Source organism: Paenibacillus sp. EC2-1, assembly GCF_049311625.1.
Lineage (GTDB): Bacteria > Bacillota > Bacilli > Paenibacillales > Paenibacillaceae > Paenibacillus_AQ.
On sequence record NZ_CP186006.1, the window covers coordinates 1,804,942 to 1,831,700 of the forward strand.

At 45.9% G+C, this 26,759-nt stretch carries 26 protein-coding genes; 22 read left to right on the forward strand and 4 right to left on the reverse strand.

What is annotated here, in order from left to right:
- Positions 1-7 precede the first annotated feature (7 nt).
- The 14 genes from remA to spoVM all read left to right on the forward strand — a co-directional run bounded on the left by remA (position 8) and on the right by spoVM (position 14,006).
- Positions 8-268 carry an extracellular matrix/biofilm regulator RemA gene (gene remA / locus ACK8P5_RS08375; RefSeq protein ID WP_006209218.1) on the forward strand — a complete coding sequence of 87 codons (261 nt, stop codon included), beginning with the start codon at positions 8-10 and terminating at the stop codon, positions 266-268.
- A 14-nt stretch (positions 269-282) separates the two neighbouring features.
- Positions 283-858 (forward strand): guanylate kinase, encoded by a 576-nt coding sequence (gene gmk / locus ACK8P5_RS08380; RefSeq protein ID WP_422660487.1) that lies wholly within the window; start codon positions 283-285, stop codon positions 856-858.
- A 58-nt stretch (positions 859-916) separates the two neighbouring features.
- On the forward strand, positions 917-1,117 hold the full coding sequence (gene rpoZ / locus ACK8P5_RS08385; RefSeq protein ID WP_422660488.1) for a DNA-directed RNA polymerase subunit omega: 201 nt from the start codon (positions 917-919) through the stop codon (positions 1,115-1,117).
- A gap of 207 nt (positions 1,118-1,324) precedes the next feature.
- Positions 1,325-2,569: a bifunctional phosphopantothenoylcysteine decarboxylase/phosphopantothenate--cysteine ligase CoaBC gene (coaBC, locus tag ACK8P5_RS08390; RefSeq protein WP_422660489.1), complete on the forward strand. Its 1,245-nt coding sequence runs from the start codon at positions 1,325-1,327 to the stop codon at positions 2,567-2,569.
- Positions 2,570-5,095: a primosomal protein N' gene (priA, locus tag ACK8P5_RS08395; protein ID WP_422660490.1), complete on the forward strand. Its 2,526-nt coding sequence runs from the start codon at positions 2,570-2,572 to the stop codon at positions 5,093-5,095. It begins immediately after the preceding gene.
- A gap of 41 nt (positions 5,096-5,136) precedes the next feature.
- Positions 5,137-5,634 carry a peptide deformylase gene (def, locus tag ACK8P5_RS08400; RefSeq protein ID WP_422660491.1) on the forward strand — a complete coding sequence of 166 codons (498 nt, stop codon included), beginning with the start codon at positions 5,137-5,139 and terminating at the stop codon, positions 5,632-5,634.
- On the forward strand, positions 5,631-6,578 hold the full coding sequence (gene fmt / locus ACK8P5_RS08405) for a methionyl-tRNA formyltransferase (RefSeq protein ID WP_422660492.1): 948 nt from the start codon (positions 5,631-5,633) through the stop codon (positions 6,576-6,578). The genes def and fmt overlap by 4 nt, the downstream gene beginning before the upstream one ends.
- 35 nt (positions 6,579-6,613) lie before the next feature.
- The gene (gene rsmB / locus ACK8P5_RS08410) at positions 6,614-7,960 is read left to right on the forward strand and encodes a 16S rRNA (cytosine(967)-C(5))-methyltransferase RsmB (protein ID WP_422661414.1); all 1,347 of its coding nucleotides are present in this window, start codon (positions 6,614-6,616) and stop codon (positions 7,958-7,960) included.
- Positions 7,961-8,097: 137 nt separating this feature from the next.
- Positions 8,098-9,138, forward strand: coding sequence for a 23S rRNA (adenine(2503)-C(2))-methyltransferase RlmN (rlmN, locus tag ACK8P5_RS08415; protein WP_422660493.1), 1,041 nt, complete (start codon positions 8,098-8,100; stop codon positions 9,136-9,138).
- Between the two features lie 7 nt (positions 9,139-9,145).
- Complete coding sequence (locus ACK8P5_RS08420) at positions 9,146-9,922, forward strand: Stp1/IreP family PP2C-type Ser/Thr phosphatase (protein WP_422661415.1); 777 nt, start codon at positions 9,146-9,148, stop codon at positions 9,920-9,922.
- Positions 9,919-12,156, forward strand: coding sequence for a Stk1 family PASTA domain-containing Ser/Thr kinase (gene pknB / locus ACK8P5_RS08425; protein ID WP_422660494.1), 2,238 nt, complete (start codon positions 9,919-9,921; stop codon positions 12,154-12,156). Before ACK8P5_RS08420 ends, pknB begins: the two co-directional genes overlap by 4 nt.
- A 38-nt stretch (positions 12,157-12,194) precedes the next feature.
- Positions 12,195-13,103 (forward strand): ribosome small subunit-dependent GTPase A, encoded by a 909-nt coding sequence (gene rsgA / locus ACK8P5_RS08430; protein ID WP_422660495.1) that lies wholly within the window; start codon positions 12,195-12,197, stop codon positions 13,101-13,103.
- A gap of 3 nt (positions 13,104-13,106) precedes the next feature.
- Positions 13,107-13,766, forward strand: a complete 660-nt coding sequence (rpe, locus tag ACK8P5_RS08435; protein ID WP_422660496.1) for a ribulose-phosphate 3-epimerase — start codon at positions 13,107-13,109, stop codon at positions 13,764-13,766.
- Between the two features lie 159 nt (positions 13,767-13,925).
- Positions 13,926-14,006, forward strand: a complete 81-nt coding sequence (gene spoVM, locus ACK8P5_RS08440; RefSeq protein WP_422661416.1) for a stage V sporulation protein SpoVM — start codon at positions 13,926-13,928, stop codon at positions 14,004-14,006.
- A gap of 302 nt (positions 14,007-14,308) precedes the next feature.
- Here the strand turns inward: spoVM and rpmB are convergent, their stop codons facing one another.
- Positions 14,309-14,497: a 50S ribosomal protein L28 gene (gene rpmB, locus ACK8P5_RS08445; RefSeq protein WP_054957233.1), complete on the reverse strand. Its 189-nt coding sequence runs from the start codon at positions 14,495-14,497 to the stop codon at positions 14,309-14,311.
- A 362-nt stretch (positions 14,498-14,859) separates the two neighbouring features.
- On the opposite strand from rpmB, the gene ACK8P5_RS08450 reads away from it, so the two are divergent.
- The 4 genes from ACK8P5_RS08450 (at position 14,860) to ACK8P5_RS08465 (ending at position 19,990) form a co-directional block, all read left to right on the forward strand.
- On the forward strand, positions 14,860-16,641 hold the full coding sequence (locus ACK8P5_RS08450) for a DAK2 domain-containing protein (RefSeq protein WP_422660497.1): 1,782 nt from the start codon (positions 14,860-14,862) through the stop codon (positions 16,639-16,641).
- 58 nt (positions 16,642-16,699) lie between these two features.
- A complete protein-coding gene (locus tag ACK8P5_RS08455) occupies positions 16,700-17,557 on the forward strand; it encodes a DegV family protein (RefSeq protein WP_422660498.1) in 858 nt (285 codons plus the stop codon).
- Between the two features lie 13 nt (positions 17,558-17,570).
- The gene (gene recG, locus ACK8P5_RS08460) at positions 17,571-19,622 is read left to right on the forward strand and encodes an ATP-dependent DNA helicase RecG (RefSeq protein ID WP_422660499.1); all 2,052 of its coding nucleotides are present in this window, start codon (positions 17,571-17,573) and stop codon (positions 19,620-19,622) included.
- A gap of 80 nt (positions 19,623-19,702) precedes the next feature.
- On the forward strand, positions 19,703-19,990 hold the full coding sequence (locus ACK8P5_RS08465; RefSeq protein ID WP_422660500.1) for a stage VI sporulation protein F: 288 nt from the start codon (positions 19,703-19,705) through the stop codon (positions 19,988-19,990).
- Between the two features lie 81 nt (positions 19,991-20,071).
- Here ACK8P5_RS08465 and ACK8P5_RS08470 read toward each other — a convergent pair whose 3' ends face one another.
- Complete coding sequence (locus ACK8P5_RS08470; RefSeq protein ID WP_422660501.1) at positions 20,072-20,746, reverse strand: SOS response-associated peptidase; 675 nt, start codon at positions 20,744-20,746, stop codon at positions 20,072-20,074.
- A 159-nt stretch (positions 20,747-20,905) separates the two neighbouring features.
- Here ACK8P5_RS08470 and ACK8P5_RS08475 point away from each other — a divergent pair, with 159 nt between their 5' ends.
- On the forward strand, positions 20,906-22,207 hold the full coding sequence (locus ACK8P5_RS08475; protein WP_422660502.1) for an NCS2 family permease: 1,302 nt from the start codon (positions 20,906-20,908) through the stop codon (positions 22,205-22,207).
- Between the two features lie 319 nt (positions 22,208-22,526).
- Here ACK8P5_RS08475 and ACK8P5_RS08480 read toward each other — a convergent pair whose 3' ends face one another.
- Together ACK8P5_RS08480 and ACK8P5_RS08485 are read right to left on the reverse strand one after the other, a co-directional pair.
- Complete coding sequence (locus ACK8P5_RS08480) at positions 22,527-23,009, reverse strand: hypothetical protein (RefSeq protein WP_422660503.1); 483 nt, start codon at positions 23,007-23,009, stop codon at positions 22,527-22,529.
- Positions 23,006-24,259, reverse strand: a complete 1,254-nt coding sequence (locus ACK8P5_RS08485; protein ID WP_422660504.1) for a DNA polymerase IV — start codon at positions 24,257-24,259, stop codon at positions 23,006-23,008. The genes ACK8P5_RS08480 and ACK8P5_RS08485 overlap by 4 nt, the downstream gene beginning before the upstream one ends.
- 750 nt (positions 24,260-25,009) lie before the next feature.
- On the opposite strand from ACK8P5_RS08485, the gene ACK8P5_RS08490 reads away from it, so the two are divergent.
- From ACK8P5_RS08490 to ACK8P5_RS08500, 3 genes are all read left to right on the forward strand, one after another.
- Positions 25,010-25,510, forward strand: coding sequence for a hypothetical protein (locus tag ACK8P5_RS08490; protein ID WP_422660505.1), 501 nt, complete (start codon positions 25,010-25,012; stop codon positions 25,508-25,510).
- A 218-nt stretch (positions 25,511-25,728) separates the two neighbouring features.
- Complete coding sequence (locus ACK8P5_RS08495; protein ID WP_422660506.1) at positions 25,729-26,160, forward strand: hypothetical protein; 432 nt, start codon at positions 25,729-25,731, stop codon at positions 26,158-26,160.
- A gap of 19 nt (positions 26,161-26,179) precedes the next feature.
- Positions 26,180-26,755, forward strand: a complete 576-nt coding sequence (locus ACK8P5_RS08500) for a hypothetical protein (protein WP_422660507.1) — start codon at positions 26,180-26,182, stop codon at positions 26,753-26,755.
- The last annotated feature ends 4 nt before the right edge of the window (positions 26,756-26,759 follow it).

The following is a 26,759-nucleotide window of genomic DNA, read 5'->3' on the forward strand; positions in this document are numbered from 1 at the left end:
CCGCAATATGGCAATCAAACTCATTAATATCGGCTTCGGGAATATCGTATCGGCCAATCGAATCATTTCTATCGTGAGCCCTGAATCGGCTCCGATTAAGCGGATCATTCAAGAAGCAAGGGATCGTCATATGCTGATTGACGCCACATACGGTCGCCGGACAAGGGCTGTAATTATTACCGACAGTGATCATGTTATTCTGTCGGCAGTACAGCCTGAGACGGTTGCTCACCGTTTATCCAGCAAAGATGATGACAACGACGAATAAAGATGGGGAGTATTATGTCTACAAAGGGATTATTAATTGTATTGTCCGGTCCATCCGGTGTAGGAAAAGGAACGGTATGTAGTGCACTTCGACCTCGTATTCCAGATCTCGTGTATTCGGTGTCTGCAACGACGAGAAAACCACGTATGGGTGAAGTAGATGGTGTGAACTATTTCTTCAAGGAACGGGAACATTTCCTTTCCATGATTGAGAATGATGAACTCCTGGAATATGCGGAGTATGTCGGTAATTATTATGGTACCCCTCGTGATTTTGTTGAAGAAACCATCGCGAGTGGCAAGGATATCATTCTGGAAATTGAAGTACAGGGCGCCTTGAAAGTGAAGGAGAAATTCCCTGATGGTGTTTTCATTTTCCTTACTCCGCCGTCTCTAGATGAATTGAAGGATCGGATTGTAGGACGAGGCACGGAAAATCAGGCTACAATAGACCATAGGATGTCTGTAGCAGTTGATGAAATGGAATTGATCCGGCACTATGACTATGCGGTGGTCAATGATGAAATCAATCTTGCGTGCAAACGAATAGAATCTATTATTATTGCCGAACACTGTAAAGTTATGAAATAATGTACTTCTGTTTACAGTGTAAAGATAATTAGTATATGAAAATGAGGTGCTTTGAACTATGCTTTATCCATCCATCGATGAAATGATGAACAAAGTAGACAGTAAGTATTCGCTCGTTGTTGCGGCTTCCCGCCGTGCACGTCAGCTGCGCGAAGGAGAAATCTCCGAGCTGAAAAACCCGAAGTCCCATAAACAAGTGGGCGTTGCTCTTGAGGAAATTTACGGTGGCTACCTTATTGTACAAAAAGGCGAAGAGTAGATTTCGAAATAGACAGAATCTAATGAAATTGATTTATGCAGTTTAATAAATGCACTACAAAAATGTGACAACCGAAAGGTTGTTATTTTTTTGAAAATATAAGAAAGTAAGTTTGCATTTATACTTCCAGGTACAGGAGAGAAGCGGCTTTGCGATCCAAAGCACTGCTTCTTTATTGTTTTAATACAGAAAGCGGGGGGAGCAGTCATGTTAAACGGTAAAGTTATTGTGCTTGGGGTCACAGGCGGTATCGCGGCATATAAAGCCGCTATGCTATGTAGCAGACTCGTCCAAAAGGGAGCCGATGTTCATGTGATTATGACAGAATCGGCTAAGCAATTTATTACTGAGCTAACACTGCAGTCGCTTACTAAAAACCCGGTTTACAGCGACACATTCGATGAACGTGATCCATCTGTTGTGTCTCATATTCATCTGGCTGATCTAGCAGATTTGGTGCTGGTTGCTCCTGCAACTGCTAACGTTATTGGCAAGATGGCTCATGGTCTTGCAGATGATATGCTTACAACAACGCTGCTTGCCACGACAGCACCTGTGATGATCTCGCCAGCAATGAATGTTCATATGTATACTCATCCTGCTGTGGTTGCGAATATGGAAACGCTTGTGTTTCGTGGTGTTTCTATGATTGAGCCAGGGGAAGGGCTTCTTGCTTGTGGCTACGTTGGCAAGGGACGGATGGAAGAACCAGATACCATCGTAGAGGTAGTGGAAAGGTTCTTTGAGCAACAGGAGAAGGACCAAGCAGAGACAATGGATGAAAAGTCACCTGAGCTTTTAACGGGTAAAAAGGTGGTTGTTACGGCAGGGGGAACGATTGAGCGGATTGACCCTGTACGTTACATTACGAATGACTCTTCTGGAAAAATGGGATTTGCCATAGCGAAGGTGGCGAAGGAGATGGGAGCGGATGTTCACCTCATAGCCGCTCATACGGATATCCCCCTCCCCGAAGGTGTGAATGCGGAACGCGTAGAATCAGCTCAAGATATGTATGATGCGGTGATGCGCAAGTTTGATGACAGCGATCTGATCATTAAAGCAGCTGCAGTAGCTGATTATCGACCCGTGAACGCAGCTTCTTCCAAGCTGAAAAAGCAGGGAGAGACGATGCTTCTAGAATTGGTCAAGACCACAGATATTCTTGAAACCTTAGGCAAACACAAACAGTCTCAATTCCTCGTTGGTTTCGCTGCGGAGACGGACTCGGTTGAACAGTATGCAATGGACAAGCTACGTCGTAAGAACTGTGACCTTATCGTAGCCAATGATGTAACCAAATCCGGTGTGGGATTTGGAACCGATACGAACAGTGTGAGTGTATTCGATTCGGAAGGGCTTGCTCTTCATCTTCCGCTTATGTCCAAGGAGGATGTGGCCCGGCGCCTGCTAACCTTGGCAGCCGAGCGGATGACAAAGGGGGAATCCTAAATGGAAATGGCCAGAGTCATTGTGGACGTACCATCCAAGGATACCGACCGGCCGTTCGATTACCTGATTCCTGAGCGATTGCGCCCTTGGATTGAGGTTGGTAGTAGAGTGGGTGTACCTTTTGGTCACCGGACACTCCAGGGGTTTGTCGTTTCTCTTCACCCTCGCCTTGAAATGGATTATGCCAAAATGAAGTCGATTCAAGAAGTGCTCGATTTTGCTCCTCCACTGTCACCTGAGTTGATAAAGCTTAGCGAATGGATGAAAGAGCGCTATGCTTGCCGTCAGATAACGGTTTTGCAATCTATGCTACCTACGGCACTTAAAGGTAAAGCGGAGCGATACATTACACTTGGAAATCCCGAAGAGGATAACGGGCCGGAAGACGGCCTGTTTTCCTTGTCTTCTGAGAATGATATTGAACAAGCTGTTATCTTGTTTGTGAAGCAGCGCGGGGAAGTTACGCTAGAGCAGGTGAACCGTGCTTTTCCGGATGAGGCAGATCGTATTAAGAGGATGTTATCCAGAGGACTACTTCGCGAGCATCAACAAATCAAGGACAAAATGCAGAAAAAGACGATGAAGGCTGTGGAACTGGCCGTGGATGTTTCGGCGGCACAGGAAGCGCTAGAATCATTTCCTGCTAAAGCGCAGCGTCAAAAAGAAGTTCTCGAATATCTTATCGAAATGGAATCTTTTCTTCCGATCGCGATGAAAGAAGTGCTCTCCTCGCTTGGAGTCACAGCGGGGACAGTCAAAGCACTTGCAGACAAAGGCTATATTCGTGTAGAGGATATGGAAGTATTCCGTGATCCATATAAAGGCCGGGATTTCAAACCTACGAAGCCGCTTGTTCTTACTCAAGAACAGCAGCATGTATATGGAAGAATTGTTCATAAACTGGATCAGTTCCAGCACGGCGTTTTCTTATTGCATGGTGTCACCGGGAGCGGAAAGACAGAGATTTACCTTCAGACGATTCAGCGTTGTCTTGAACAGGATAGACAGTCTATCGTTTTGGTGCCTGAGATTTCACTTACACCACAGATGGTGGAGCGGTTTAAAGGGCGGTTTGGTGATCTTGTGGCCGTAATGCACAGCCGGCTATCCGCAGGTGAACGTTATGACGAATGGAGAAAGATCCATGAGGGCCGGGCATCGGTTGTTGTCGGTGCTCGTTCGGCTGTGTTTGCTCCCTTTGACCGTCTTGGACTGATTATTATGGATGAGGAGCATGAGACTTCTTATAAGCAGGAGGAGACTCCGAAGTATCATGCTAGGGATGTAGCCGTCCGCCGTGCTTCTGAAACGGGGGCTGTTGTCATCTTGGGCTCAGCGACTCCGTCTCTTGAGAGTTATCATGCTGCAAGGTCGCATTCCCAGGAGGGCTTTGAACCTGAGCTATTAGAAATGCCGACTCGGGCGCTCGGCAATCGTCTGCCGGAGGTCGAAATTGTCGATATGCGTGAGGAGTTAAAGGATGGTAACCGCTCCATGTTTAGCCGTCCCCTTCATGAGGCGATCGCAGCTCGTTTGGAACGGGGGGAGCAGACGGTACTACTCTTAAACCGGCGTGGACACTCTACATTTGTTATGTGCCGCAGCTGCGGTTATGTGGCGGGTTGTCCAGAATGTGATATCTCCCTTACGTACCATCAAAAGTCTAACAATCTACGTTGTCACTACTGTGGATATGCTGAAAAGTCACCTGAAGTGTGTCCGGAATGCGGAAGTGAGCATATTCGGTTCTTTGGTACAGGTACGCAGCGAGTGGAGGAGGAGCTGGCCAAGTTATTCCCAGGGATACGGGTCATCCGGATGGATGTGGACACGACAACAGAAAAGGGTTCGCATGAAAAGCTGCTGAAGCTATTCAGAGATAAGAAGGCAGATGTGCTCCTCGGCACCCAGATGGTAGCGAAGGGTTTGGATTTCCCGGATGTAACACTTGTTGGTGTGATAACGGCTGATTCTGCCCTGAACTTACCTGATTTTAGAGCAGCGGAAAAGACATTCCAATTGCTTACTCAGGTAGCTGGTCGTGCTGGTCGACACCAGCTACCGGGAGAGGTCGTTATTCAATCGTATACACCGGAGCATTATTCCATTATTCATGCTAGTGGTCATGATTATTTAACGTTCGTCAAAGATGAACTAAAGCATCGTAAGGCACTGCATTATCCACCGTACTGCAGACTCATTCTCGTGACATTATCCCATGAGCAGCTTCCGCTGCTTGTCCGGGTAGCGGAGAATTATGCTGCAGATTTGAAGGGAAGAGCAGACCGGAGAGGTTGGTTCGGCAGTTTGGATCGTTTTTCCGCAGATGCCTTAGATATTCTAGGGCCTGTCGCATCGCCAATTCCAAGGCTAAAAAATAGATACAGATTCCAATGTATGATAAAATGGCGTGGAACGATGGATGCTGTCTCGCTTGTTCGGCAAGTTGCCGAGGAGCTGCAGGATTCAGTGCGCGACACGAACTTGCAGATCAGCATTGACGTGGACCCGCAAATGTTAATGTAATACTGCATATATTGAATGAAAAGCGTGAGGAAGGTGTCATAATGGCAATACGCATTATTGTTAAAGAACCAGATGATGTATTACACAAGAAAGCAAAGGAAGTTACAAAAATTACACCGAATGTTCAGAAGCTGCTCGATGATATGGCAGATACGATGTACGATGCGGATGGTGTTGGTCTGGCCGCACCTCAAGTCGGCATTTTGAAGCGTCTTATCGTAGTTGACGCAGGTGACGAGCATGGATTAATCAAAATGATAAATCCGGAAATTGTAGAGAGTGATGGCGAGCAATTCGGACCCGAAGGTTGCCTTAGTATCCCTGGATGGAACGGCGATGTGCGCCGCGCGGAACAAGTGAAAGTGAAGGGGCTTGATCGCGAGGGGAACGAACTGCTTGTGACGGCGACAGGGCTGCTGTCCCGTGCTTTCCAGCATGAGATTGATCATCTGAACGGTGTATTGTTTACAGATATTGCTGAACGGGTGTATGAATTTGATCCGAATCGCCCTCCACGGAGGGAGCTGGAAAATCGATGAATATTGTATTCATGGGTACACCTGCGTTCGCTGTGCCAAGTCTCGATATGCTTGTAGCTGAAGGCTACAACATTACCGCTGTCGTAACACAGCCGGACCGTCCCCAGGGACGTAAGAAGGTGCTTACACCAACTCCAGTAAAAGAAGCGGCTCTTCGTCACGGAATCCCTGTGTTACAACCACAGCGGCTGCGTAGCCCTGAGGCTGTGGCAGAACTGGCGAATTATAAACCGGATATGATTGTGACTGCAGCCTATGGGCAAATCTTGCCTAAGTCTGTGCTCGATATGCCGGCACTTGGCTGTCTTAATGTTCATGGATCGCTTCTCCCTAAGTATCGGGGAGGAGCTCCGATTCAGCGTTCTATTATTAACGGTGAGAAAGTCACTGGCATTACGCTGATGTATATGGCTGAAGGACTGGATACCGGCGACATGATAGCTCGTGTCGAAGTTCCTATTCTGGATGACGATACGGCTGGAACGATGTTTGACAAGCTTAGCATCGCGGGAGCAGCTTTATTAAAAGAACAGCTTCCCCGATTGACTAATGGCAAAGTACAGGCTGAGCCTCAGAACGATGAGGAATCTACCTATGCTCCGAACTTGACGCGTGAGGACGAGAAGATTGATTGGAGTCGTACATCGCGTGAAATCTACAATCAGATCCGAGGACTTGTTCCCTTTTCCGGTGGCTTTACACTCTGGAACGATGAAGTGTTTAAAGTATGGTCGGCTGCTCTTCCAGATGTGGATGGCGCAAACGCATCTTCGAGTCAGGCGGATCCAGGAACCGTGCTTGAACTGACAGAGACCGGTATTGTTGTTAAGACAGGTGACGGTTCGCTGACATTATTAACGGTTCAACCGAGCGGTAAAAAAGCAATGGATGCTTCGCAATTTGTCCGTGGGACAAGCATGACAAGCGGGACGGTGCTGACGTGAGCGGACGTGGAAACGGTGCTCCCAAGGGACGTGCAATGACAGCAAGGGAACTCGCCATGAATGTTCTGACACAGGTTGAGCAGGAAGGGGCTTATAGCAATCTGCTCCTAAATACTGCTCTCCAGAAGGCTTCGCTTGAAAAAGGGGATGCAGGGCTTGCAACGGAGCTTGTATACGGAACCATATCCAGGCTGAATACGCTGGATTACTTCCTCGACCGTTTTGTCAAAAAAGGTACAGCCAAGCTGCAACCATGGGTCAGAGCACTGCTTCGCCTGAGTTTGTACCAGATTGTATATTTGGACCGGATTCCCGATCATGCTGTTGTTAGTGAGGCTGTGAACCTGGCAAAACGACGTGGTCACCAAGGCATATCTGGTATGGTCAATGGCGTGCTGCGGAGTATACTCCGGCAAAAGGAAGAGCTCGTTATTCCCGATAATCTATCACCAGCAGATCAAATTTCTCTTCGGCACTCCCATCCGAAATGGCTTGTGGAGCGCTGGATTGAACAATATGGCGAGGATACTGCCGAGGCGATCTGCAAGGCTAATAATGAGCCCCCTGCTGTTAGCATCCGGGTGAATACAACGATGATCAGCCGCGATGCGCTGCTGGAGGAGATGAACAGCCGTGGGTTTGAGGCCGTATCATCCGAACTAAGCCCTTATGGGATTATCGTGAAGAGCGGCGGAAATATGGCTCATACCGAGTGGTATAAGGACGGAATGATCTCGATTCAGGACGAGAGCTCGATGCTTGTAGCGGAGGTCGTTGATCCAGAACCAGGTATGCGTGTGTTAGACTGCTGCGCTGCCCCAGGCGGAAAGACAGCTCACATGGGTGAATTGATGAAGGATGATGGCTTGATCATCGCTAATGACCTGCATGCCCATAAACAAAAGCTGATTGCAGAACAGGCAGAACGGCTTGGACTGGATCGTATTAAGACAGTTACAGGCAATGCCCTTGATCTTGCTCAGACATATGAGCCAGCCTCCTTTGATCGGGTATTGCTGGATGCACCGTGCTCGGGCCTTGGTGTGATTCGCCGGAAACCTGATCTCAAATGGGTGAAGACTCCGGAGGATATTGGAGAGATCGCATCGCTTCAGCGTGAGTTGCTTCAATCTGTGTCTACACTGGTGCGTCCAGGCGGTGTACTCGTATACAGTACATGTACGATTGAACCGGGGGAGAACGAAGGTGCAGTCGCTGCATTTTTGGCTGACAACCCTAATTTTGAAGTTGCTGATAATGAGAACGGCAGCATAAGCCGTATTATGAAGAATGCACTTCCGAAGGGTGGAGGCGTGCAGATCCTTCCCCAACATTTTCACAGTGACGGATTTTACATTATTAGACTTCGTCGGCTCTCATAAGAGGCGAATGCTTGTAAGACAATAGAAATGGCCCGCCGTGCCGGCGGGTTTTCTCTTTTACCGTCTCTTTTATTTATGTTAGAATAGGAAGAATGAGAAAAGAGATGCATATGAATGAAAAAGACAGGTGTGGTGAAATGAACCCTTTTATATACGACTATTCGCTAGAAGAGCTTCAGGCTTGGGCTCAAGAGAACGGAGAACCCGCATTCCGCGGTTCTCAAATATTTGATTGGCTGTACGTAAAACGAGTGAACTCTTTTGAAGAGATGACGAATCTACCGAAGGGCATTCGCCAAAAGCTGGAAGATCAGTTCAGCTTTGTGACCTTGACTGAAATTACCAAGTTTGAGTCGAAGGATGGTACAGTTAAGTTTCTGTTTGGATTACATGATGATCACGCGATTGAGACAGTTATTATGAAGCATAACTACGGTAACAGTATCTGTGTGACGACTCAGGTCGGATGCCGTATTGGTTGTACGTTCTGTGCTTCAACACTTGGAGGCTTGAAACGGAACCTGACTTCTGGTGAGATTGTCGCTCAAGTCGTTCAAGCTCAGAAGATTCTTGATAAAAAAGGTGAGCGTGTCAGCAGCATCGTAATTATGGGCTCTGGTGAACCATTTGAGAACTACGATGCAACGATGAAATTCCTTCGTACCATGATTCATGAGAAGGGACTCAACATTGGACAGCGCCATATCACAGTGTCGACAAGTGGTATCGTGCCTAACATCTATAAGTTTGCTGAAGAGAATACCCAGATTAACCTGGCGATTTCGATCCATGCACCTAACGACACACTTCGGTCCAAGCTGATGCCTGTAAACCGTCGTTTTCCGTTTGATGATGTTATTGAAGCACTTCGTTATTATCAAGCGAAGACGGGACGCCGCATTACGTTCGAGTATGCCTTAATTGGCGGTGTGAACGACCAGGCTGAACATGCAGCAGAGCTTGCAGACGTCATCAAAGATATGAACTGCTATGTAAACCTGATCCCTGTTAACCACGTACCGGAACGGAAATATGTCCGTACGTCACGTAACGACATTTTCAAATTTCAACGTACGCTGGCGGAAAAAGGCGTGAATGTAACGATCCGCCGTGAACAAGGCCACGATATTGCTGCTGCTTGCGGTCAACTTCGTGCCAAGCATATGGAGTTGGGGTGAGAATAATTTGATCAATACGGTTCATGTCAGCCATGTCGGACGGGTTCGGCAGGTGAATGAGGACTCTGTCTTAATCTGTCAAATGGAGCATGGTTATACACTCGGCATTGTTGCCGACGGAATGGGAGGTCACCTTGCGGGTGATACGGCCAGTAGACTTGCGGTTCAGACCGTGTCTGAAGACTTAGCTTCCTTGGAACCTGATATGTCTATGGATGCTATTCAGGCTGCGCTTAGTGATGCTATCTTACATGCCAATGAAGTGATTTACCAGGAGGCCTCCGCCGATGAGCGGCTGCATAATATGGGTACGACCATTGTAGCAGTGCTACTCCGTGGTCATGAAGGCTGTATTGGGCATATTGGCGATAGCCGTGCCTATAAAGTATCAGCAGGTCAAGTAAGCCGGCTGACAGATGATCACACATTGGTCAATGAATTGTTCAAAAGCGGTCAAATTACTGAGGAGGAGTTAGAGTCTCATCCGCGTAAAAATGTACTTATTCGTGCTCTTGGTACAGATATCGATGTATCTGTTGAAATGAGTGCGGTAACCATTGAAGCGGGAGAGGCGTTGTTACTATGCAGCGACGGGCTAAGTAATCTGGTCAAAAGAGATCGGATAGGACAAATTGTCGGCTCACTCGATATTCCTCTACAGGAAAAAGCGGACCGCCTGCTTCAACTAGCACTTCTCGCCGGAGGCGACGACAACATCACTGTCGCCCTGTTAGAACATCAAGAAGAAGCTGCTGGGCAAAGTAAAAAGGGGTGGAATTCATGATCGGACATGAATTGGCTGGTCGTTACAAGATCATAGAGCGTATCGGCGGCGGTGGAATGGCGCTGGTCTATAAGGCACAGGATATTTTACTGAACCGAAACGTAGCGATCAAAGTGCTACGGCAACAGTTTGTGCACGACGAGGAATTTATCCGCCGATTTAGGCGTGAGGCACAATCTGCGGCATCATTGTCGCATCCAAATGTGGTTAGCATCTACGATGTTGGACAAGAGGATGAAATTCACTATATCGTCATGGAATATATCGAGGGAAATAACCTCAATGAAATCATTAAAGAGCGAGCGCCTCTTCAGGTTGACGAGGCAGTGCGAATTGCGACTCAAATCTGTGATGCGCTCGATCATGCCCATCATAATCAAATCATTCACCGTGATATCAAGCCGCACAACATTTTAATCGGTCGAAATGGCCGGGTAAAGGTAACAGATTTCGGTATCGCAAGAGCGGTAACCTCTACAACGATTACCCAGACGGGTTCCGTTATTGGGTCTGTTCATTATTTCTCTCCAGAGCATGCCAAAGGTGTAGCAACAGGGGAGAAGTCAGATTTATATTCTCTTGGTATTGTGCTGTATCAAATGCTTACGGCGCGTCTTCCGTTTCTTGGAGAAAGCCCGATCAGTGTGGCGCTTAAGCATCTCCAAGAGGAATTTGATGAACCGCGGGAAGTGAACCCGCTTATTCCTCAAAGCGTAGAGAATGTAATTCTGAAGTCGATGCGTAAGAACCCGCAGGAGCGTTATCAATCAGCTGAAGAAATGATGCATGATCTCGAAACTTGTTTGCTGCCTAACCGGCGCAATGAGCAGAAGCTGGATTTTGAAGAAGATGAGGATCAGACTAGAGTGATGCCTGCAATCAAAACGATGCAATCTGGGGATCACACCTACGCTACTCCTGAAGATCCAGAAGAGGATGATCAGGAAGAGGAAATTGCTAAGGGGGATGGCTCCAAGAAAAAATGGAAAAAGCCAGCTTTGATTGTTGGTTTAGTCCTTTTGTTTCTGGGTATCCTTGCAGGTGTAGTTATTTATGTGAATAATTTATTTGTAGTGGATGATGTAACGGTTCCTAAAGTGGTGAATATGACAGAGGAAGTCGCTATAAGTACACTCGAAGAAGCGGGTCTGGTTGTTGATGGTGAAGTCATTAGAAACTACAAGCAGGGTTTCAATGAAGGCACGGTATATGATCAGAGCAGGAAAGAAGGAACGATCGTCAAGGAAGGTTCTGTCATTCAACTATCGGTTGCAGGACCCAAGCCTTTAAGTAAGATGCCTAAAGTTGTAGGTAAAAAGCTTGATGAAGCGCTCCAATTATTGGAAGTTCAGAAAGTCGACGATAACAGGATTAATACGACTGAAGAGCACAACGATAGCGTGCCAGCTGGGGAAATCATCTCTCAGTCACCAGATGAGGGTGAGGAGTTTGATCCGGATATCACGGTTGTGAAATTGGTTATAAGTAAAGGTAAAGAATCCGTAACGATGCCTGATTTGACGAATATGAGTCGTAGCGAAGCGGAGAGTAAAATCAAATCGCTCGGTCTTGAAGTCGGATCGGTAGAGGAAGCACCGAGCTTTACCGTGGAGAAGGGCAAGGTTATTAAGCAATGGCCTTGGAACCCTAATAGCCCTGCAACACCAGGAACGGAGCAGAACTTAACGGTAAGCTCGGGTTATCCACCTGAGGCTATCAAGTATACTTTTAAAGTTCCAGTAGCTCCGATCCGTGAAGGAGAGAAGAGTAAGATTCGTATCGTTTATTCTGATGCGTTAGGAGACAATCGAGAAGGGGAAAGTCGTACAATCAGTACAACAGAAATCATTCCGGTTGAGCTTCTTCTCGCCCCAGAGAAGAACGGATCTGTTCAGATTTACAGAGATGGTAAGTCGATTGAGACATACTCTGTGTTTTACTCTGATGCTAAGAACGGGACTGTACCGGTTCCTGAGATCGAACCTCCACAACTCCCGGATGTTCCTGTGACAACCGATCCTTCCACAGAGACTGGTGGCGAGGAAGGTCATAATGAAGGACAGGAGCAAGGAGAGGACCAAGGCGATGGTCAAACGGAAGGGCAATCTGAGGAGAACGATCATTCTGATGATTCTGCTTCGAGTAATCAGGGCAATAACGGAAATGGTAAAGGAAAAGGTAAGCACTGGAAAGAGCTTGAGGATAAGATTGAAGCCGCAGGCTGGAGTAGATAAAAGATCTAACATCAAACTATTGAAAGTGAGGCCTGCATATGCTTGAGGGACTGATTGTTAAGGCACTAAGCGGATATTACTATGTCAAACCATTGCGGGAAGGCAATGTTGTATCCGGGGAGGACCCATCGGTTCAATGCAGAGCCCGCGGAATATTTAAGAAAAGAGGCGTATCTCCGCTTGTCGGAGATCGCGTCTTATACACTTTGACTGAGAATGGGGAGGGGACCGTGGAGGAAATACTTCCACGGTCTTCCCAATTGATACGTCCTCCAGTTGCGAATGTGCATCTTGCCGTCCTTTTATTCTCGATAAAAGAACCGGACTTGAGCTTGCTCTTGTTGGACAAGTTTCTCGTACACGTCGAACACGCCGGTTTAGAGGCTTTGATCTGCTTCACGAAGCAAGATCTAGCTGACGAGGGTGATGATTCAGCAGAGCGTGCGAGAAGCCTCTATGAAGCTATTGGCTACGAGGTCATCGTTACAAGCTCACAAGAGGGATTGGGAATGGAGATCGTCAAAGAACGTCTCGCGGGTCAAATTAGTGTGTTTTCTGGCCAATCGGGTGTAGGTAAGTCATCACTTCTGAATGCTTTAATGCCAGGCTTGTCTCTAGAGACAAGTGAGATCAGTCAGCGATTGGGACGTGGTCGTCATACGACTAGACACGTTGAGTTGATCGAACTGGATAACGGAGGTTTTGTTGTTGATACACCCGGCTTCAGCCAGCTGGACTTTCAAGAACTAGGTGTGGAGGAATTGTCGAGCAGCTTTAGGGAGTTCATTCCATTCGCCGAGAATTGCAGGTTCAGAGGTTGTAGCCATACGCACGAACCTGGCTGCCGTGTGATTGAGGCTAAGGATGAAGGACTTATCGTATCTAGTCGTTATGAACACTATGTTGAATTTCTTACTGAAATGAAAGATAAGAAGCGGAGGTACTGACATATGATTAAAATAGCACCATCGATACTTTCGGCAGATTTTGCAAAGCTTGGTGATGAAGTTGCAAATGTGCAGGCAGGAGGAGCTGACTGGATCCATGTGGATGTAATGGATGGACACTTTGTGCCTAATATTACGCTTGGACCTGCGATTGTACAGGCGATCAGACCTCATACGACGTTACCGCTTGATGTTCATCTGATGATCGAAGAGCCGGAGCGTTACATTGCTGATTTTTCAAAAGCTGGCGCGGATTATATTACCGTTCATGCTGAGACCTGCCCACACCTCCACCGTGTCATCCATATGATTAAAGAACATGGTGTTAAGGCGGGGGTTGCTATTAATCCTGGAACCCCTGCACATGTCTTGCAGGAGGTACTTCCTGATCTGGACCTGGTTCTCGTCATGACGGTTAACCCTGGATTTGGCGGACAAGCGTTCATTGAGCGTACGGTACAAAAAATTGAGCAAATACGTAAGTGGATTGCAAGTGGACCAAATCCGAATATATATCTTGAAGTGGATGGCGGCATTACGGCTGAGACGGCTCCGCTAGTTGTAAAGGCAGGCGCTGACGTTCTAGTAGCTGGAAGCGCTGTGTACGGCAAGCCAGATCGAGCGGCTGCTATTACAGAGATTCGGGCGAGCACGCAGGTCTGAGCTGTAAGTCTGAGAGTGACATGCATAGGGCGGCGATCCGCCGCATAAATATGGTTACATGAGCTAGGTTCTCATGTAGCCTTTTTTGTCGTGTTAACCTCGATGGGCTTGGTGCATAAAATAAGCTAGAAGGCATGAGAATGATGGGGAGGGTGAGACATGAAATTCTATACGTTCAGGCTGCCGAAGTTTTTGGGAGGTTTTGTGAAGGCCATTTTGAACACGTTTCACAAAAGCTGACAGCTTGTCCCGGCATAACAAAACCTCCGCCCGGGACGGGCTTGCGGTAGCTAAACCGGGAAAGAGGCATTAAAAAAAGCACCTGCTGCGTTCAGGGTGCTTTTTGTTTAGTCATATGTAGCTAAACGCAAGAAAAACTTCCTGGTCCCGGGCAGCCCTTTAAAAAGCTGGAGATTGAGAAGTTTTTCTTCAACATAAGAAGGTATAACAATTCATTATACTCGCTTATATTTCTTGCAGAAACGCGATCGTCCTGTTCAATGGACGACGCATTCGTTTCTACTTGTATGGGTGTTGATTCATTATACGCGAGTCACTTTACCGGACTTCAAAGCACGAGTGCTAACGTATACACGTTTTGGCTTGCCGTCTACCAGAATACGAACTTTCTGAACGTTTACGCCCCAAGAACGTTTGTTGTGGTTGTTGGCATGAGAAACGTGGTTACCAGTGCCTGGTTTCTTACCTGTTACATAACATTTGCGAGACATAGATTACACCTCCTTGTTTCATAACCCTGCATAAAACAATACCTAAATATCATATCACAGTAAAAAATGCTGCGTCAACTATCCTAAAAACATTTATTTCTCTTTCTTCTTATAGTACAATGTTATTTAGTCTATAATATTTCCTAAGAAATGTGATGGACTTGTCGGTTTGTCCTTTCTAAGTGGAGAGCAGTACCGAAGACTTGGAGACGAGAGGCTAGCCCATGACCAGCGTTGTGACTAATTTATTTAATCATAGATGTCTATTCTTTGTTGGGCGATTATCGGCTCAAAGCTCTGAATCGAATTAAAAAATATAATTGAAGCGTTTTTTTGTATCAAGCCAGGAAGGGGAATTCTCATTGAGTAAGCGTTCTTTGAATGGAACAGAATTTACCGCGATGGTACTAGCCGGAGCGGAACAACTGCAGCTGCATGCAGAACACGTCAATTCCCTAAATGTTTTCCCGGTGCCGGATGGCGACACGGGAACGAATATGAATTTGACGATGACTGCTGGTGTAGCAGAACTGAAAAGCAAGTATTCGGAATCGATCGGACACAGTGCTGGTGTGTTGTCTAAGGGACTTCTGATGGGAGCTCGGGGTAACTCCGGAGTAATTCTGTCCCAGCTGTTCCGCGGCTTTAGCCGCTATGCTGCATCATACACAGAGCTGAACTCCACCCAATTTGCAGCTGCGCTGCAAACAGGTGTAGATGCTGCTTATAAAGCGGTTGTTAAACCGGTTGAGGGTACAATCCTTACGGTAGCTAAGGAAGCTGCTAAGCATGCTGTTTATTTTTCACGCAGAAGTAGTGATGTTGTGGAATTAATGGAGCAGGTGCTAGCGAAAGCCAAGGAGACGCTGTCCCAAACCCCGGATATGTTGCCGGTTTTGAAGCAGGTTGGTGTTGTAGATTCCGGAGGACAAGGCCTCGTTTACATTTATGAAGGTTTTTTAAGATCGCTGAAAAATGGTGCTCCTTCTGCAGAAGTGGTTACGACGTCTGTAGGACATACTGTATCGCGTGACCTACCTGAGGGAATTGTTACCCATCCAGATTTGGCCACTGTGCAGGTTCCTGCATCAGCACAGTCTCAACTATCTACCGAAGAAATCGAATTCCTATATGATATGGAATTTTTTATCAACCGACAGCTGGGCAACACTTCGTCTGCAACGTTCGATGAAGATAAATTTAGAAAAGCGCTTGCTGTAAATGGTGATTCTATTATTGTTATTGCAGATGATGACACAATCAAAGTGCATGTGCATTCTAAGGCTCCAGGTGAAGTACTTAATTTGGCACTATTGTATGGTGAAATTACTCAAATTCATATTTTGAATATGCGTGAGCAGCATCGCGATCTGTTATCGACGGGTATGGATATTGCACCGATGCCTGAGTTGTTTGCAGATATTCCTGCTGAGTCCAAGACACCTGAAGCACCTGCAGTTCCTCCTGCTGATGAGCTAGCTCCTTATGGATTTATTGCGGTATCGTCAGGTGAAGGAATCTCCAGTATATTCAAGAGCCTTGGTGTGGATGTTGTACTGGCCGGTGGTCAGACCATGAACCCAAGTACTGAAGACTTTGTAAACGCCATATCTTCCATTTCTGCTCAGCAGATTTATATTCTGCCGAACAACTCTAACATTGTTCTTGCTGCTCAACAGGCACGAGAGCTATTGGAAGGTGAACGGAACGTAACTGTAATTCCGAGTAAGACTATACCACAGGGAATTGCGGCAGCATTTGAGTTCCAAGAGGACGAGAGTGTTGAGACGAACACGGAGAATATGATTGAAGCTGTTTCTCGGGTGCAGTCTGGGCAAGTTACTTACGCAGTAAGGGACACAACGATTGATGAACTTCATATCAAAGCTGGTGAATTTATTGGTATTCAGAATTCGAAGATCGTTGCCGCCGCACCAGACTTATTGACTGCTTGTCAGGAACTGCTCGGTAAAATGCTTACCTCTGGTGATGAAATCATCACGCTTCTCACAGGGGAAGATGCGACTGAGGAAATTACAGAGGGTCTGACTGCATGGTTAGAGGATAACTATCCGAACGCAGAAGTGGAAGTGCATTACGGCGGACAACCAATATATGCCTATCTGTTCTCTGTTGAAGTCTAATTACGATATTTAATCGTATGATATCGTAAATGCTGTTTATTTTTAGGAGGGGTTCCCGGTGAAGAAAACCGTTATTGTCACTGACAGCACAGCGGATATTCCGGCAGACCTGGTGAAGAAGTATGACATACGAATCGTTCCGTTGCGTCTTATGTTTGGCAGTAATACGTATTTAGACGGAGTCGAAATTACGGCTAGCGAGTTCTATAAGCAGCTTGTAGAATCGCCACAACTGCCAACTACTTCTCAGCCCTCTCCGGCGGACTTTGTAGAAGTCTATGAATCGATTCTAAAGGAGTATCCAGGCTGTTCTATTCTGTCGATGCACCTATCTTCCGGTATGAGTGGAACGTATCAGTCGGCATTACTTGCAACCTCGCTGATAGAGGGAGAACCTGATATTACGGTGTGGGACTCAAAGTCAGCATCTTACGGTTTTGGACTGTTTGCTGTTCATGCAGCTAAGCTAGCTGCAGAAGGATCAACTGTGGATGAGATTATCTCTTCCACAGAAGAACTTCGGAGCAAACGTCGTCTATATTTTCTGGTAGATACACTAGAATATCTACAGAAGGGTGGACGTATCGGTAAGGCATCTGCCGTACTTGGTACGCTGTTAAACATTAAACCGATCCTATCCATTGATGATGAAGGTATTATTTATCCAGTTGAAAAAGTAAGAGGCCGCAAAAAAGCAACTGCCAGAATGATTGAGCTGTTCCAAAAGGATCTGGCAGGTGTTACGAATATTAATGTAGCGGTGGGTCATACGGCAGATCCAGCTTCAGTTGAGGACTTTCTAGCGCAACTGTCTACCGTGTTTACGGTGAAAGAAACGGTTCTGTCTGACATTGGCGCCGTCATTGGTACCCATGTGGGACCGGGCACCATTGCCGCGTATATCTGGCCCGCTTGATTGGGGGAGAATAATGAATCTCGATCTAGATCAAATATCCGTACGGCAGATCAACGGCGTGAGCGCTCTGAAAGAAGGAGAGCTTCACGCCTTTGGCGTCTCTACGGTTAAAGACTTATTGGAGTATTATCCGTTCCGGTATGAAGATTACCGCCTTCGCTCGCTTAGCGAGGTAAAGGATGGAGACAAAATTACGATACAGGCTAAAATTGCAGGTATTCCTGTATTGCAGAGATATGGTAAGAAGTCTCGTCTATCCTGCAAAATGTTAGCTGAGAATTGGATGTTTACGGCAACATGGTTTAACCGCCATTTTCTAAAGGATCAGTTGACCCCAGGACGAGAAATTGTGCTGACGGGCAAATGGGATCAACGGCGTATGCAATTGACAACGATGGAATCGGAGTTCCCGGATAAAGGGGCTTTTCGAAGTGGCACGCTTCAGCCTGTGTACTCAGTTGGCGGGAAGATTACACAATCTTGGATACGTAAGACGATGGTACAAGCCCTGCAGCAATACGGTGATATGATTCCGGAGATTCTTCCGCCAGCCCTGCTGCAGAAGTATAATCTGATGCCGCGGAAGCAGGCGATCGTAACGATTCATCAGCCTGTGGACTCTAAGGAAGGTCAGGAAGGTCGGCGTCGGATGGTTTATGAAGAGCTGTTTATGTTCCAGCTGAAAATGCAAGCTTTCAGGGCGCTGAATCGCGACCGGATGGATGGGGTTGTACATACAGTGGATAATACAACGATTCGGACATTTGTGCGGAGCCTTCCGTTTGAGCTAACAGATGCGCAGAAACGGGTAGAGCTTGAAATTCTGCATGATATGCGTTCACCGTACTGTATGAATCGTCTGCTCCAAGGGGATGTTGGTTCCGGGAAGACCGTTGTGGCTGCGATCGCCTTATATGCAACGGTTCGATCGGGTTTTCAAGGCGCTCTGATGGTTCCTACAGAGATTTTGGCAGAGCAGCATATGCGTTCCTTACAAAAGCTGTTTGAGCCGTTTGGCGTAACGGTAGGGCTCTTAACGGGGAGTGTAACAGGTAAGAAGCGTAAGGATCTGCTTGCTTCGCTGCAAATGGGACTGATCGACATCGTAGTGGGTACGCATGCTTTGATCCAAGAGGATGTCTATTTCCGCCAGCTTGGCCTGGTTGTAACGGATGAGCAGCACCGTTTCGGTGTGAACCAGCGAAGTGTTCTTCGCAGGAAGGGCTATAACCCTGACGTGCTTACGATGACGGCGACGCCGATTCCTCGGACGATGGCGATCACTGCGTTTGGTGATATGGATGTCTCGACCTTGTCGGAAAGACCGAAGGGTCGTATTCCAATTACGACGTATTGGGTCAAGCATGATCTGATGGAGCGTGTTCTTGGCTTTATCGCAAGAGAGATTGAGCAGGGGCGTCAGGCTTATCTGATCTGTCCGCTTATTGAAGAATCAGACAAGCTGGATGTACAGAATGCGATTGATCTGCATGTTCAAATGCAGCAAGCTTTTCCGAAGTATCGGGTTGGACTGCTTCATGGTCGAATGACACCAGGGGAAAAAGATGAAGTGATGCGTGGGTTTTACAGTAACGAGCTGCAATTGCTCATCTCGACTACGGTAGTCGAGGTTGGTGTGGACGTTCCGAATGCAACCTTGATGATTATTATGGATGCTGATCGTTTCGGTCTGTCGCAGCTTCATCAGCTTCGTGGCCGAGTGGGACGAGGGGCTCATGCTTCTTACTGTATCCTTGTAGCGGATCCCAAATCGGAGGTAGGACAAGAGCGAATGCAGGTTATGACCGAAACCGAGGATGGCTTCGAGGTTGCACGTCGAGATCTGGATCTGCGGGGACCAGGTGACTTCTTCGGAACGAAGCAGAGCGGTGTTCCTGAGTTCCGACTAGCGGATATGGTTGCGGATTTTGAAGTGGTGGAGCAGGCAAGAGGAGATGCTGCCAAACTCGTTAGCGATGCGTCATTCTGGACTTCACCGACTTATGCTCCTTTAAGAGCCTATTTGCAGAAGGAACAAATTTTCCAAGGTGATCTTATCGATTAATTGAATCAGATAGCACAATGGACGGGCCCTCGTCATATACTGAAACAATGACATCGTTATAACGGGAGGTGCCGAACGTTTTGAGTTATCAACAATACGGAATCAGTCCACAACTTGTGGAACGAATTAAGCAGAAGCTGAAGAATCCTGCCGTCAAGGACAGGGTGAAGGCTGTGGTTCAAGGTCTGTCTAAGATTGATCTTCAGAATAGCGCAAAGGTTCAGCAATTAGTACGGACATGCACAAGTCTTCTGAATGAAAAGCTCACTCCTGCACAGGAACAGCAGATTGTTCAGTTTGTCCTTGCCCAGCGAATTGATCCGAGCAACACATTTCATCTCATTAAACTATGGGGGATGTTTCGCTAAACCCAGTGGTGAGGGCCAAGTAAATAGAGAAGAGCCTCTGCAAACTTTGCAGGGGCTCTTTCAAATGGTGGAGTATGTGATTTAGCTGCTAATAGGTTGAATGCATTCAGGGGTTTCGTTCTTGACTGAATTGACAGTTGTCCCGACGAGGGTAGCTCTCATCTCGGTTGCAGGGTAGGGTTCGAGTAGTCGTTTAAGCTCATCACGACTTGTGCTGCGGCTGATCCATAGTGACTCATCCTCTGGTCTGAGAATGACTGGCATGCGGTCATGAATATCTTGCATCAGTGGATTAGGCTGAGTGGTGATGACTGTGCAGGTACTTAGCTTGCTCCCATCCGGTGCGGTCCATATGTCATATAAGCCAGCCATGCTGAAAATACTACCATCTTTCATCCCAATTCGGTGAGGCTTTTTAGTACCTTCAGTGCGCTGCCATTCGTAGAAACCATCAGCCGGGATGAGGCATCTTTTTCGCAGGAAGGGGGTCTTATAAGCGGGCTTCTCTTCAAGGGTCTCGCTACGAGCGTTGATCATCTTAGCACTACCTGTGGTATCGCGAGCCCAGGAGGGGACAAGACCCCAACGAAGCTGCCCGATTCGTCGGCGAACTCCGTCGTGAATGACAGCGGCAACCATCTGGGTAGGTGCAATATTATAGCGGGGCGCGTGGAAAGGATCGGTAGCGTCAGGATCGATCAAGAATCGCTTCAATAATTCTTCCCAAGTTACAGTTAGTGTGAATCGGCCGCACATATTATCTGCCTCCTTCTGGCACAATGATAATAGTTATATTTTATTTAGATGAATAAAGTATACACGTAATTTAGGCTCGCGAAAAATATGACATTCCTCTATAATAGTAGGTGCGTTTTTGCAACATGTGATTTTTACATTAGAAATGGAGGCAATTCAGTGTTTGATTTAAAAGCCAATGGAACTTCGGTCAAGACCGAAATTGTTGCTGGAGCAACTACATTCTTCACCATGGCGTACATTATGGTCGTAAACCCTCTGATCCTTTCCGGAGCGGGTGTGCCATTTGAACAGAGCTTTACTGCAACTGTCATTGCAGCGGTTATCGGTACCTTACTGATGGGTCTGGTGGCTCGTTATCCAATTGCTGTTGCGCCAGGGATGGGGCTTAATGCTTACTTTACATATTCAGTCGTTCAAGGACATGCGAACTTGTCTTATATCGAGGCGTTCTCGGCTGTATTCATTGCAGGGATTCTGTTCTTGCTTCTGTCGATGACTTCGCTGCGCAGTCGATTGATTGAAATGATTCCCCAGAACTTGAAGCATGCAATTACCGCAGGAATCGGATTGTTCATTGCTTTTCTTGGGTTACGGATGAGTGGGATCGTGGCGGCTCACCCAGATAATCTTGTAGCCCTAGGTGATCTGCATCAGCCTAAAGTGGTATTAGCGCTGGTCGGTCTTACGGTAACCTTAATTCTGTTGTCTCGTAATGTAAAAGGTGCGCTGTTTATCGGGATGATTATTACCGGTATTATCGCTTATTTTGCCGGGATGCTGTCCTTCTCAGAGGGAATCGTCTCTGTACCTACGCTTCCTGAAGGAATCTTGGTGTGGAATCCGATTGAGGCAGCGGGCGATGTCATTTCGCATAGCTTGTACGCTGTGGTGTTCTCCTTCCTGCTTGTCACCTTATTTGATACTACAGGTACAGTGGTGGGTGTAGCTGAGCAGGCTGGTCTAATGAAGGATAATAAGTTGCCTCGCTCTGAGCGAGCTATGTTCTCTGATTCCATCGCAACGGTTGCGGGTTCCATGGTGGGTACAAGCCCTACAACAGCATATGTCGAATCTGCTGCTGGTGTGGGTGCAGGTGGACGAACAGGGCTGACCGCGGTTGTGGTTGCAGTGTTGTTCGTAATTGCCGCGTTTTTTAGTCCGCTCGTTGGGGCAGTGTCTGGGTTATCTGCGATTACCGCTCCATCGCTTATTGTCGTTGGTTGCTTAATGTTAGGCAATGTTAAAAGCATTCGTTGGGACGACTTCGACGAAGCGTTTCCTGCATTCCTCGTTATTCTGACTATGCCGCTTACATCTAGTATCTCGACTGGGATTGCACTTGGCTTTATCTCCTATCCACTGATGAAGGTGGTTAAAGGGAATTTCCGCGCGGTGCATCCACTTATGTATGTCTTTGCTGTATTGTTTTTATTGCAGTTGGCATTTGTTCCACACTGATTGTTTGTACGTTCATGACTGAAAAATGTTAAAAAGCCGGAGAATTCTCCCTGTGATTACAGGTGGGGTTCTCTGGCTTTTTTAGTGTTGGTCTGATTCGTTTGAATGCTGGTGAAGAAGATGGCTCAGTTTCTGGTCAATCTCTTTTAATTGCCGGTCATAATGACGGTAGGTGATATACCCGATCACTGCTTTTATGGCAAAGAATAAGAGAGCAGCGATGGGCTATTTTATGAATTTCCATTGTTCCAAATGCTCATCGGACTCAGCGTAATGATAATGGATGTGAGTCCAAGGTTGTTCTTCGCATTAGCGCAGCTCATTTCGCTTCCTTGGTGTAATCTTTCAGGAGTCTCGCCAGCTCCGACATATACTTGGTCAGCTGTACGCTGATCTCTGCTCGCATGACATCACGGGTCATGCCAAACTGGTCTTCATATCCCCGGCAATAATAGCGATGATAGATGACCAGATCGGATTGCTCTTCAGTCAATATTTTGATATTACGCTGCTTGAGCTCACGCCGTATTCGGTACATATCCTGCATGATCTGTTCGAGAATCTTCTGGCTTGCGAGGATGTACAAGCGCTTTAGAATATTGGTGGAGTACTCTGCATCAGCGATGCTTTTCTGAACCATCTTCTCCATATGCGGCAGCAGGATATAGTCACGAATCATCGTGCGTTCCTCTGGTGTAATGATCTTGCTTCCATGAGGCGTATGCTGCTGTTCATACTGCTCGACATGCTCTGTTAACAGCATTTTGGATTTCCAGCGTTCGTTACCATCAAGCTTGCTCATTTATAATGCCCTCCAATTTGTTCAGCTCTTTCTCGTGCTACGCCCGCTGCCTTCAGAGAAGACGCGCGCATAATGGCGCTGCTCCCGTACCGATGCTTAATCTCATCAATGACCCGTTCTTTGCGAAATGCAAGGGGGCGGTCATCAAAGAGGGTGAGCTGAATAACGCTATCGTCTGTTAGTTGCGACAAGGAAATGCTTAAGTTACTGAGAGGCAGACCGCTCCAATGATCGATGAACAGCTTGCGTGCAGCGGCAGCAACTTCGTGGGTAAGTGCCGTTGGTTCAGGCAGCGTCATCTGCCGGCTGAACCAAGCTGTACGCTCACCGTCGGTCTCTGCGGCAGAGACCGAAACTACAGATCCCACATAGTGATGTCGCCTTGTACGCTGGCACACTTCAACGACAAGCTCAAGTAGAACAACTTCAATATCTTGCAGTCTGCGATACAGGCTCCAGCGGAGAGCTTTACCATGGCTGATGGATTTAAGCTGATGCCGTATTCCGGATACGACGGGGCTAGGATCAATGCCGCGGGCAGTCTGCCAATAGTATGCAGCCTGAATATCACTTTGTTTGCCCATTTCCCGGCGCATCCGTTGTTTAAATTCACCGAATTCCATACGGGCAATATCACCGATGCAGCTCAGGCCCATCCGAGTGAAATGGCGAGTCATGGCAGAGGCTACCATGAACATATGGTGTACAGGTAGCTTCCATAACGTAGACTCTAGCTTGTCGAAGGATAGCTCAAAGATGCCTTCGGGCATCGTTTTGGCATAGTTATCGGTGGCCATCTTGGCGAGAATCTTCGTGGGACCGATCCCGACTCGGGTCCACACACCCGTGGATAACAGTACATGGTTCTGGATCGTCTTCGCCATCTCGTAAGGGGAACCGAAATAAGTGATGGAGCCTGTAACATCTAGAAACTGCTCGTCGACACTGTACGGCTCTACGAGATCTGTATAGGATTCAAAGATTTGTGTGATAAATAAGGATACTTGAATATAGGTCTGCATTCTAGGACGAATGACAATCAGATCCGGGCATTTAGCCAGAGCCTCCCCGACTCTTGATGCTGTTGTCACACCGCGAGATTTTGCGATGGGGCACGCCGCGAGCACAATTCCATTAAGCCTTGCGGGGTCTCCCACAGCAACAGGCTTATCCCGATATTCCGGATGAGCCGCCTTCTCTACTGAAGCGTAAAAAGACTGTCCGTCGATTAAAAAAATATGTCTCGACATGGGTTAACCCTCCATTGAAATACTGTAAATACACTGTTCTCTGTATGGTTGATGAATAGATATATGGCTGAAATACGAATCAAAGATACGAACAAGAGAATGTTTCTCTATCCCCGTAGTGAATGGAGCCTAGACCCCTGCCTCGAATCTTCTCCGTATCTTCATTTACTCTTCATTATTATATACAGAACATGTGTTCTATATGCAAGTGGTAAATACAGTTTGGTGGAGGGGATAGTTTATAATTAATGATAAATATATAATTATGCATCTACATACAACAGCGAATGGTATCTTGCCTGCTATGATATTACCGAGAGCGGGGAAGAAGCGGGAATCATGGACGGTGGTGTCGTATCTCACAGTGGCATGACTTCAAGCCTTAATGTCTCCCTCCCAGGAAAAAAAGGTGTGTATCAAGTGAATGATCAGCTTGATACACACCTTAGTACAACTAATAAAGGCTATAATTAACCCTAAGGGTTTGTTGAGTCCCACCAACCTCTAGTAATATTCATGAAGAGATAGTTTCCTCCACTTAATGCAGGAAGTAAATTAATATCAATTGTATGAGGGGTATAACGATAAAGTGAATATGTCGCACGATTGTTTATCCAAACATAATTTTTGTAAGTAACGCCACCGGAAGTAACTGTTTTCCCAAAGTTAATGGAAGTTACTGAACTATCAGGTAGTCCAGAAAGTAATTTGTATTTCACTTTAAACTTCATTAAACAGGAGTGATGGCTTATGTTAATTAGAGTAACTGTTCTTCTGATTTTATGTAGTATGCTTCTTATATCTTGTTCGGCTTCTAAGGAGACAACAGAGAGCCCATCGTTACAATACCCAACATTAGTATATGTATCTCTCTATCGGAGTGACTCGATAAAGCCGCAGCCGGAACTTGTAGATGTTATATCACATAATGCTAAATTGCTGGAAACAGCGACTAAAGAGATACAAAATATTGGACCTATTGCAACTATTCCCACGGCTGAACAAATAGATTCAATTTTTTATCTCCAGTTTTCATACGAAAGAGAAGGAATCACCGAGAGAACGGAAGATTATATGTATGTTAGTGATATGGACGGTAACTATTTCATTAAAAGATTCAAAATGATGCCCCAATACTCTCTCGACAAATATAATACAAGTGAAAAAGAGTTGCTGTTACAAAATATCGGATATAACGATTGGAAGCCTCTTACTTCACCATTATTAAATATTCTATGCCCAGCGAGGTAAATCAAAGACTGTTGTCAGGATTACAACAGGAACGAAGCATATATCTGCTAAATTGAACCATCTAAGGCTGTACTAAAAAAGGAAATTCAGAAGGTAGAACCATATTGGAAGATAGATGGGATATATGTTGTAGAAATTAAAATGTTAATTTCAGAAGGTGAAACTGAGGTAGGAAAGGAGAACGCTGCTATTATTTTTACAAGGAGGTGAAATCATCTTTGATTGATTTACAAGCACCTATCGTCCCTTGGGAAGGAATGGGAGGTATAAAGCTATATAGCCACATCAATGAGTTCTATTCAATGATAGAACAATTTGGTAAACAACCGAAATTATTAGGGAAATATCTAATAAGGTATGAAATAGATAACTCAATAGATTTATGGTTTAATTTATTAAATGGTAAGTTATTCAAAATAACTGCTACGAGTAACTATAATGGTACTTTATTTAATAAAATTAGGATTGGAATGCATATTGATGATGTTATAAAGCTAGAACCAAGTTTTGTATATGATGATTTTGAAGAAGTTTATTTTAGTACTAAAGGAGTTTACCTTGAAACAGACCCCGTTAAACAAACAGTTTTATGGATTTCAGTTTATATCAAAGAAATAGATAATCCAGATTTTGAGAGAGGAATTTGGTAGAACACCTTCGAAACCTTGATTGGCTAAATGCCGTTTAAGGTTTCTTTTTTGTCGGCTTGCTTTTGGATTTTTATCTGGTGTAGGTAATAAGCTGAGTTCTAATCGATATAATTACTTGTTTGATCTGTTAACAGGTAAGAGTGCCTATACAAATAGTGCAGGCAACTCTGATTGGGCGAGAGAACAGCTAGTAAGTGCTTTTTTGAAATCGAAAGAAGCAGAATATAGTGCGATGTATGCCATGGGAATGGCAGGTGGAATTGGTTGGGGTAACAAGTCTACAGGTAAAAATAAGGTTAAATCTGTTGCAAATATGGATGAGTTTTTTAAAATGAAGTTTGGAAAATCAATAAGTAATTCCCTATCAAAAACAAAAGTTAAATATGATGGACAATCAATTTATAGGGTAGAAAAGAAAACTAATAACCAGTATCTAAAAAAAGGCTATGGAGTTTATCTTGACGGATTACACAAAGACCATTTAGAAGTAATAGATAAAACAGGGTATGTGAAATACGTTTTGAATTTAAATGGTACTTTAAACCCTGATAAGACTAAGAAAGCACTTGGACGAGTAGTTAAGGATTGGAAATGAAAGT

What these genes read in the sequence shown, in the direction of transcription:
- pknB (WP_422660494.1), top strand. Translation starts at nt 9,919, where the DNA reads ATGATCGGACATGAATTGGCTGGTCGTTACAAGATCATAGAGCGTATC.
- rpoZ (WP_422660488.1), top strand. Translation starts at nt 917, where the DNA reads ATGCTTTATCCATCCATCGATGAAATGATGAACAAAGTAGACAGTAAG.
- remA (WP_006209218.1), top strand. Translation starts at nt 8, where the DNA reads ATGGCAATCAAACTCATTAATATCGGCTTCGGGAATATCGTATCGGCC.
- gmk (WP_422660487.1), top strand. Translation starts at nt 283, where the DNA reads ATGTCTACAAAGGGATTATTAATTGTATTGTCCGGTCCATCCGGTGTA.
- fmt (WP_422660492.1), top strand. Translation starts at nt 5,631, where the DNA reads ATGAATATTGTATTCATGGGTACACCTGCGTTCGCTGTGCCAAGTCTC.
- spoVM (WP_422661416.1), top strand. Translation starts at nt 13,926, where the DNA reads ATGAAATTCTATACGTTCAGGCTGCCGAAGTTTTTGGGAGGTTTTGTG.
- rlmN (WP_422660493.1), top strand. Translation starts at nt 8,098, where the DNA reads ATGAACCCTTTTATATACGACTATTCGCTAGAAGAGCTTCAGGCTTGG.
- rsgA (WP_422660495.1), top strand. Translation starts at nt 12,195, where the DNA reads ATGCTTGAGGGACTGATTGTTAAGGCACTAAGCGGATATTACTATGTC.
- rpmB (WP_054957233.1), bottom strand. Translation starts at nt 14,497, where the DNA reads ATGTCTCGCAAATGTTATGTAACAGGTAAGAAACCAGGCACTGGTAAC.
- rpe (WP_422660496.1), top strand. Translation starts at nt 13,107, where the DNA reads ATGATTAAAATAGCACCATCGATACTTTCGGCAGATTTTGCAAAGCTT.
- priA (WP_422660490.1), top strand. Translation starts at nt 2,570, where the DNA reads ATGGAAATGGCCAGAGTCATTGTGGACGTACCATCCAAGGATACCGAC.
- ACK8P5_RS08470 (WP_422660501.1), bottom strand. Translation starts at nt 20,746, where the DNA reads ATGTGCGGCCGATTCACACTAACTGTAACTTGGGAAGAATTATTGAAG.
- rsmB (WP_422661414.1), top strand. Translation starts at nt 6,614, where the DNA reads ATGACAGCAAGGGAACTCGCCATGAATGTTCTGACACAGGTTGAGCAG.
- coaBC (WP_422660489.1), top strand. Translation starts at nt 1,325, where the DNA reads ATGTTAAACGGTAAAGTTATTGTGCTTGGGGTCACAGGCGGTATCGCG.
- ACK8P5_RS08485 (WP_422660504.1), bottom strand. Translation starts at nt 24,259, where the DNA reads ATGTCGAGACATATTTTTTTAATCGACGGACAGTCTTTTTACGCTTCA.
- def (WP_422660491.1), top strand. Translation starts at nt 5,137, where the DNA reads ATGGCAATACGCATTATTGTTAAAGAACCAGATGATGTATTACACAAG.
- ACK8P5_RS08490 (WP_422660505.1), top strand. Translation starts at nt 25,010, where the DNA reads ATGTTAATTAGAGTAACTGTTCTTCTGATTTTATGTAGTATGCTTCTT.
- recG (WP_422660499.1), top strand. Translation starts at nt 17,571, where the DNA reads ATGAATCTCGATCTAGATCAAATATCCGTACGGCAGATCAACGGCGTG.
- ACK8P5_RS08480 (WP_422660503.1), bottom strand. Translation starts at nt 23,009, where the DNA reads ATGAGCAAGCTTGATGGTAACGAACGCTGGAAATCCAAAATGCTGTTA.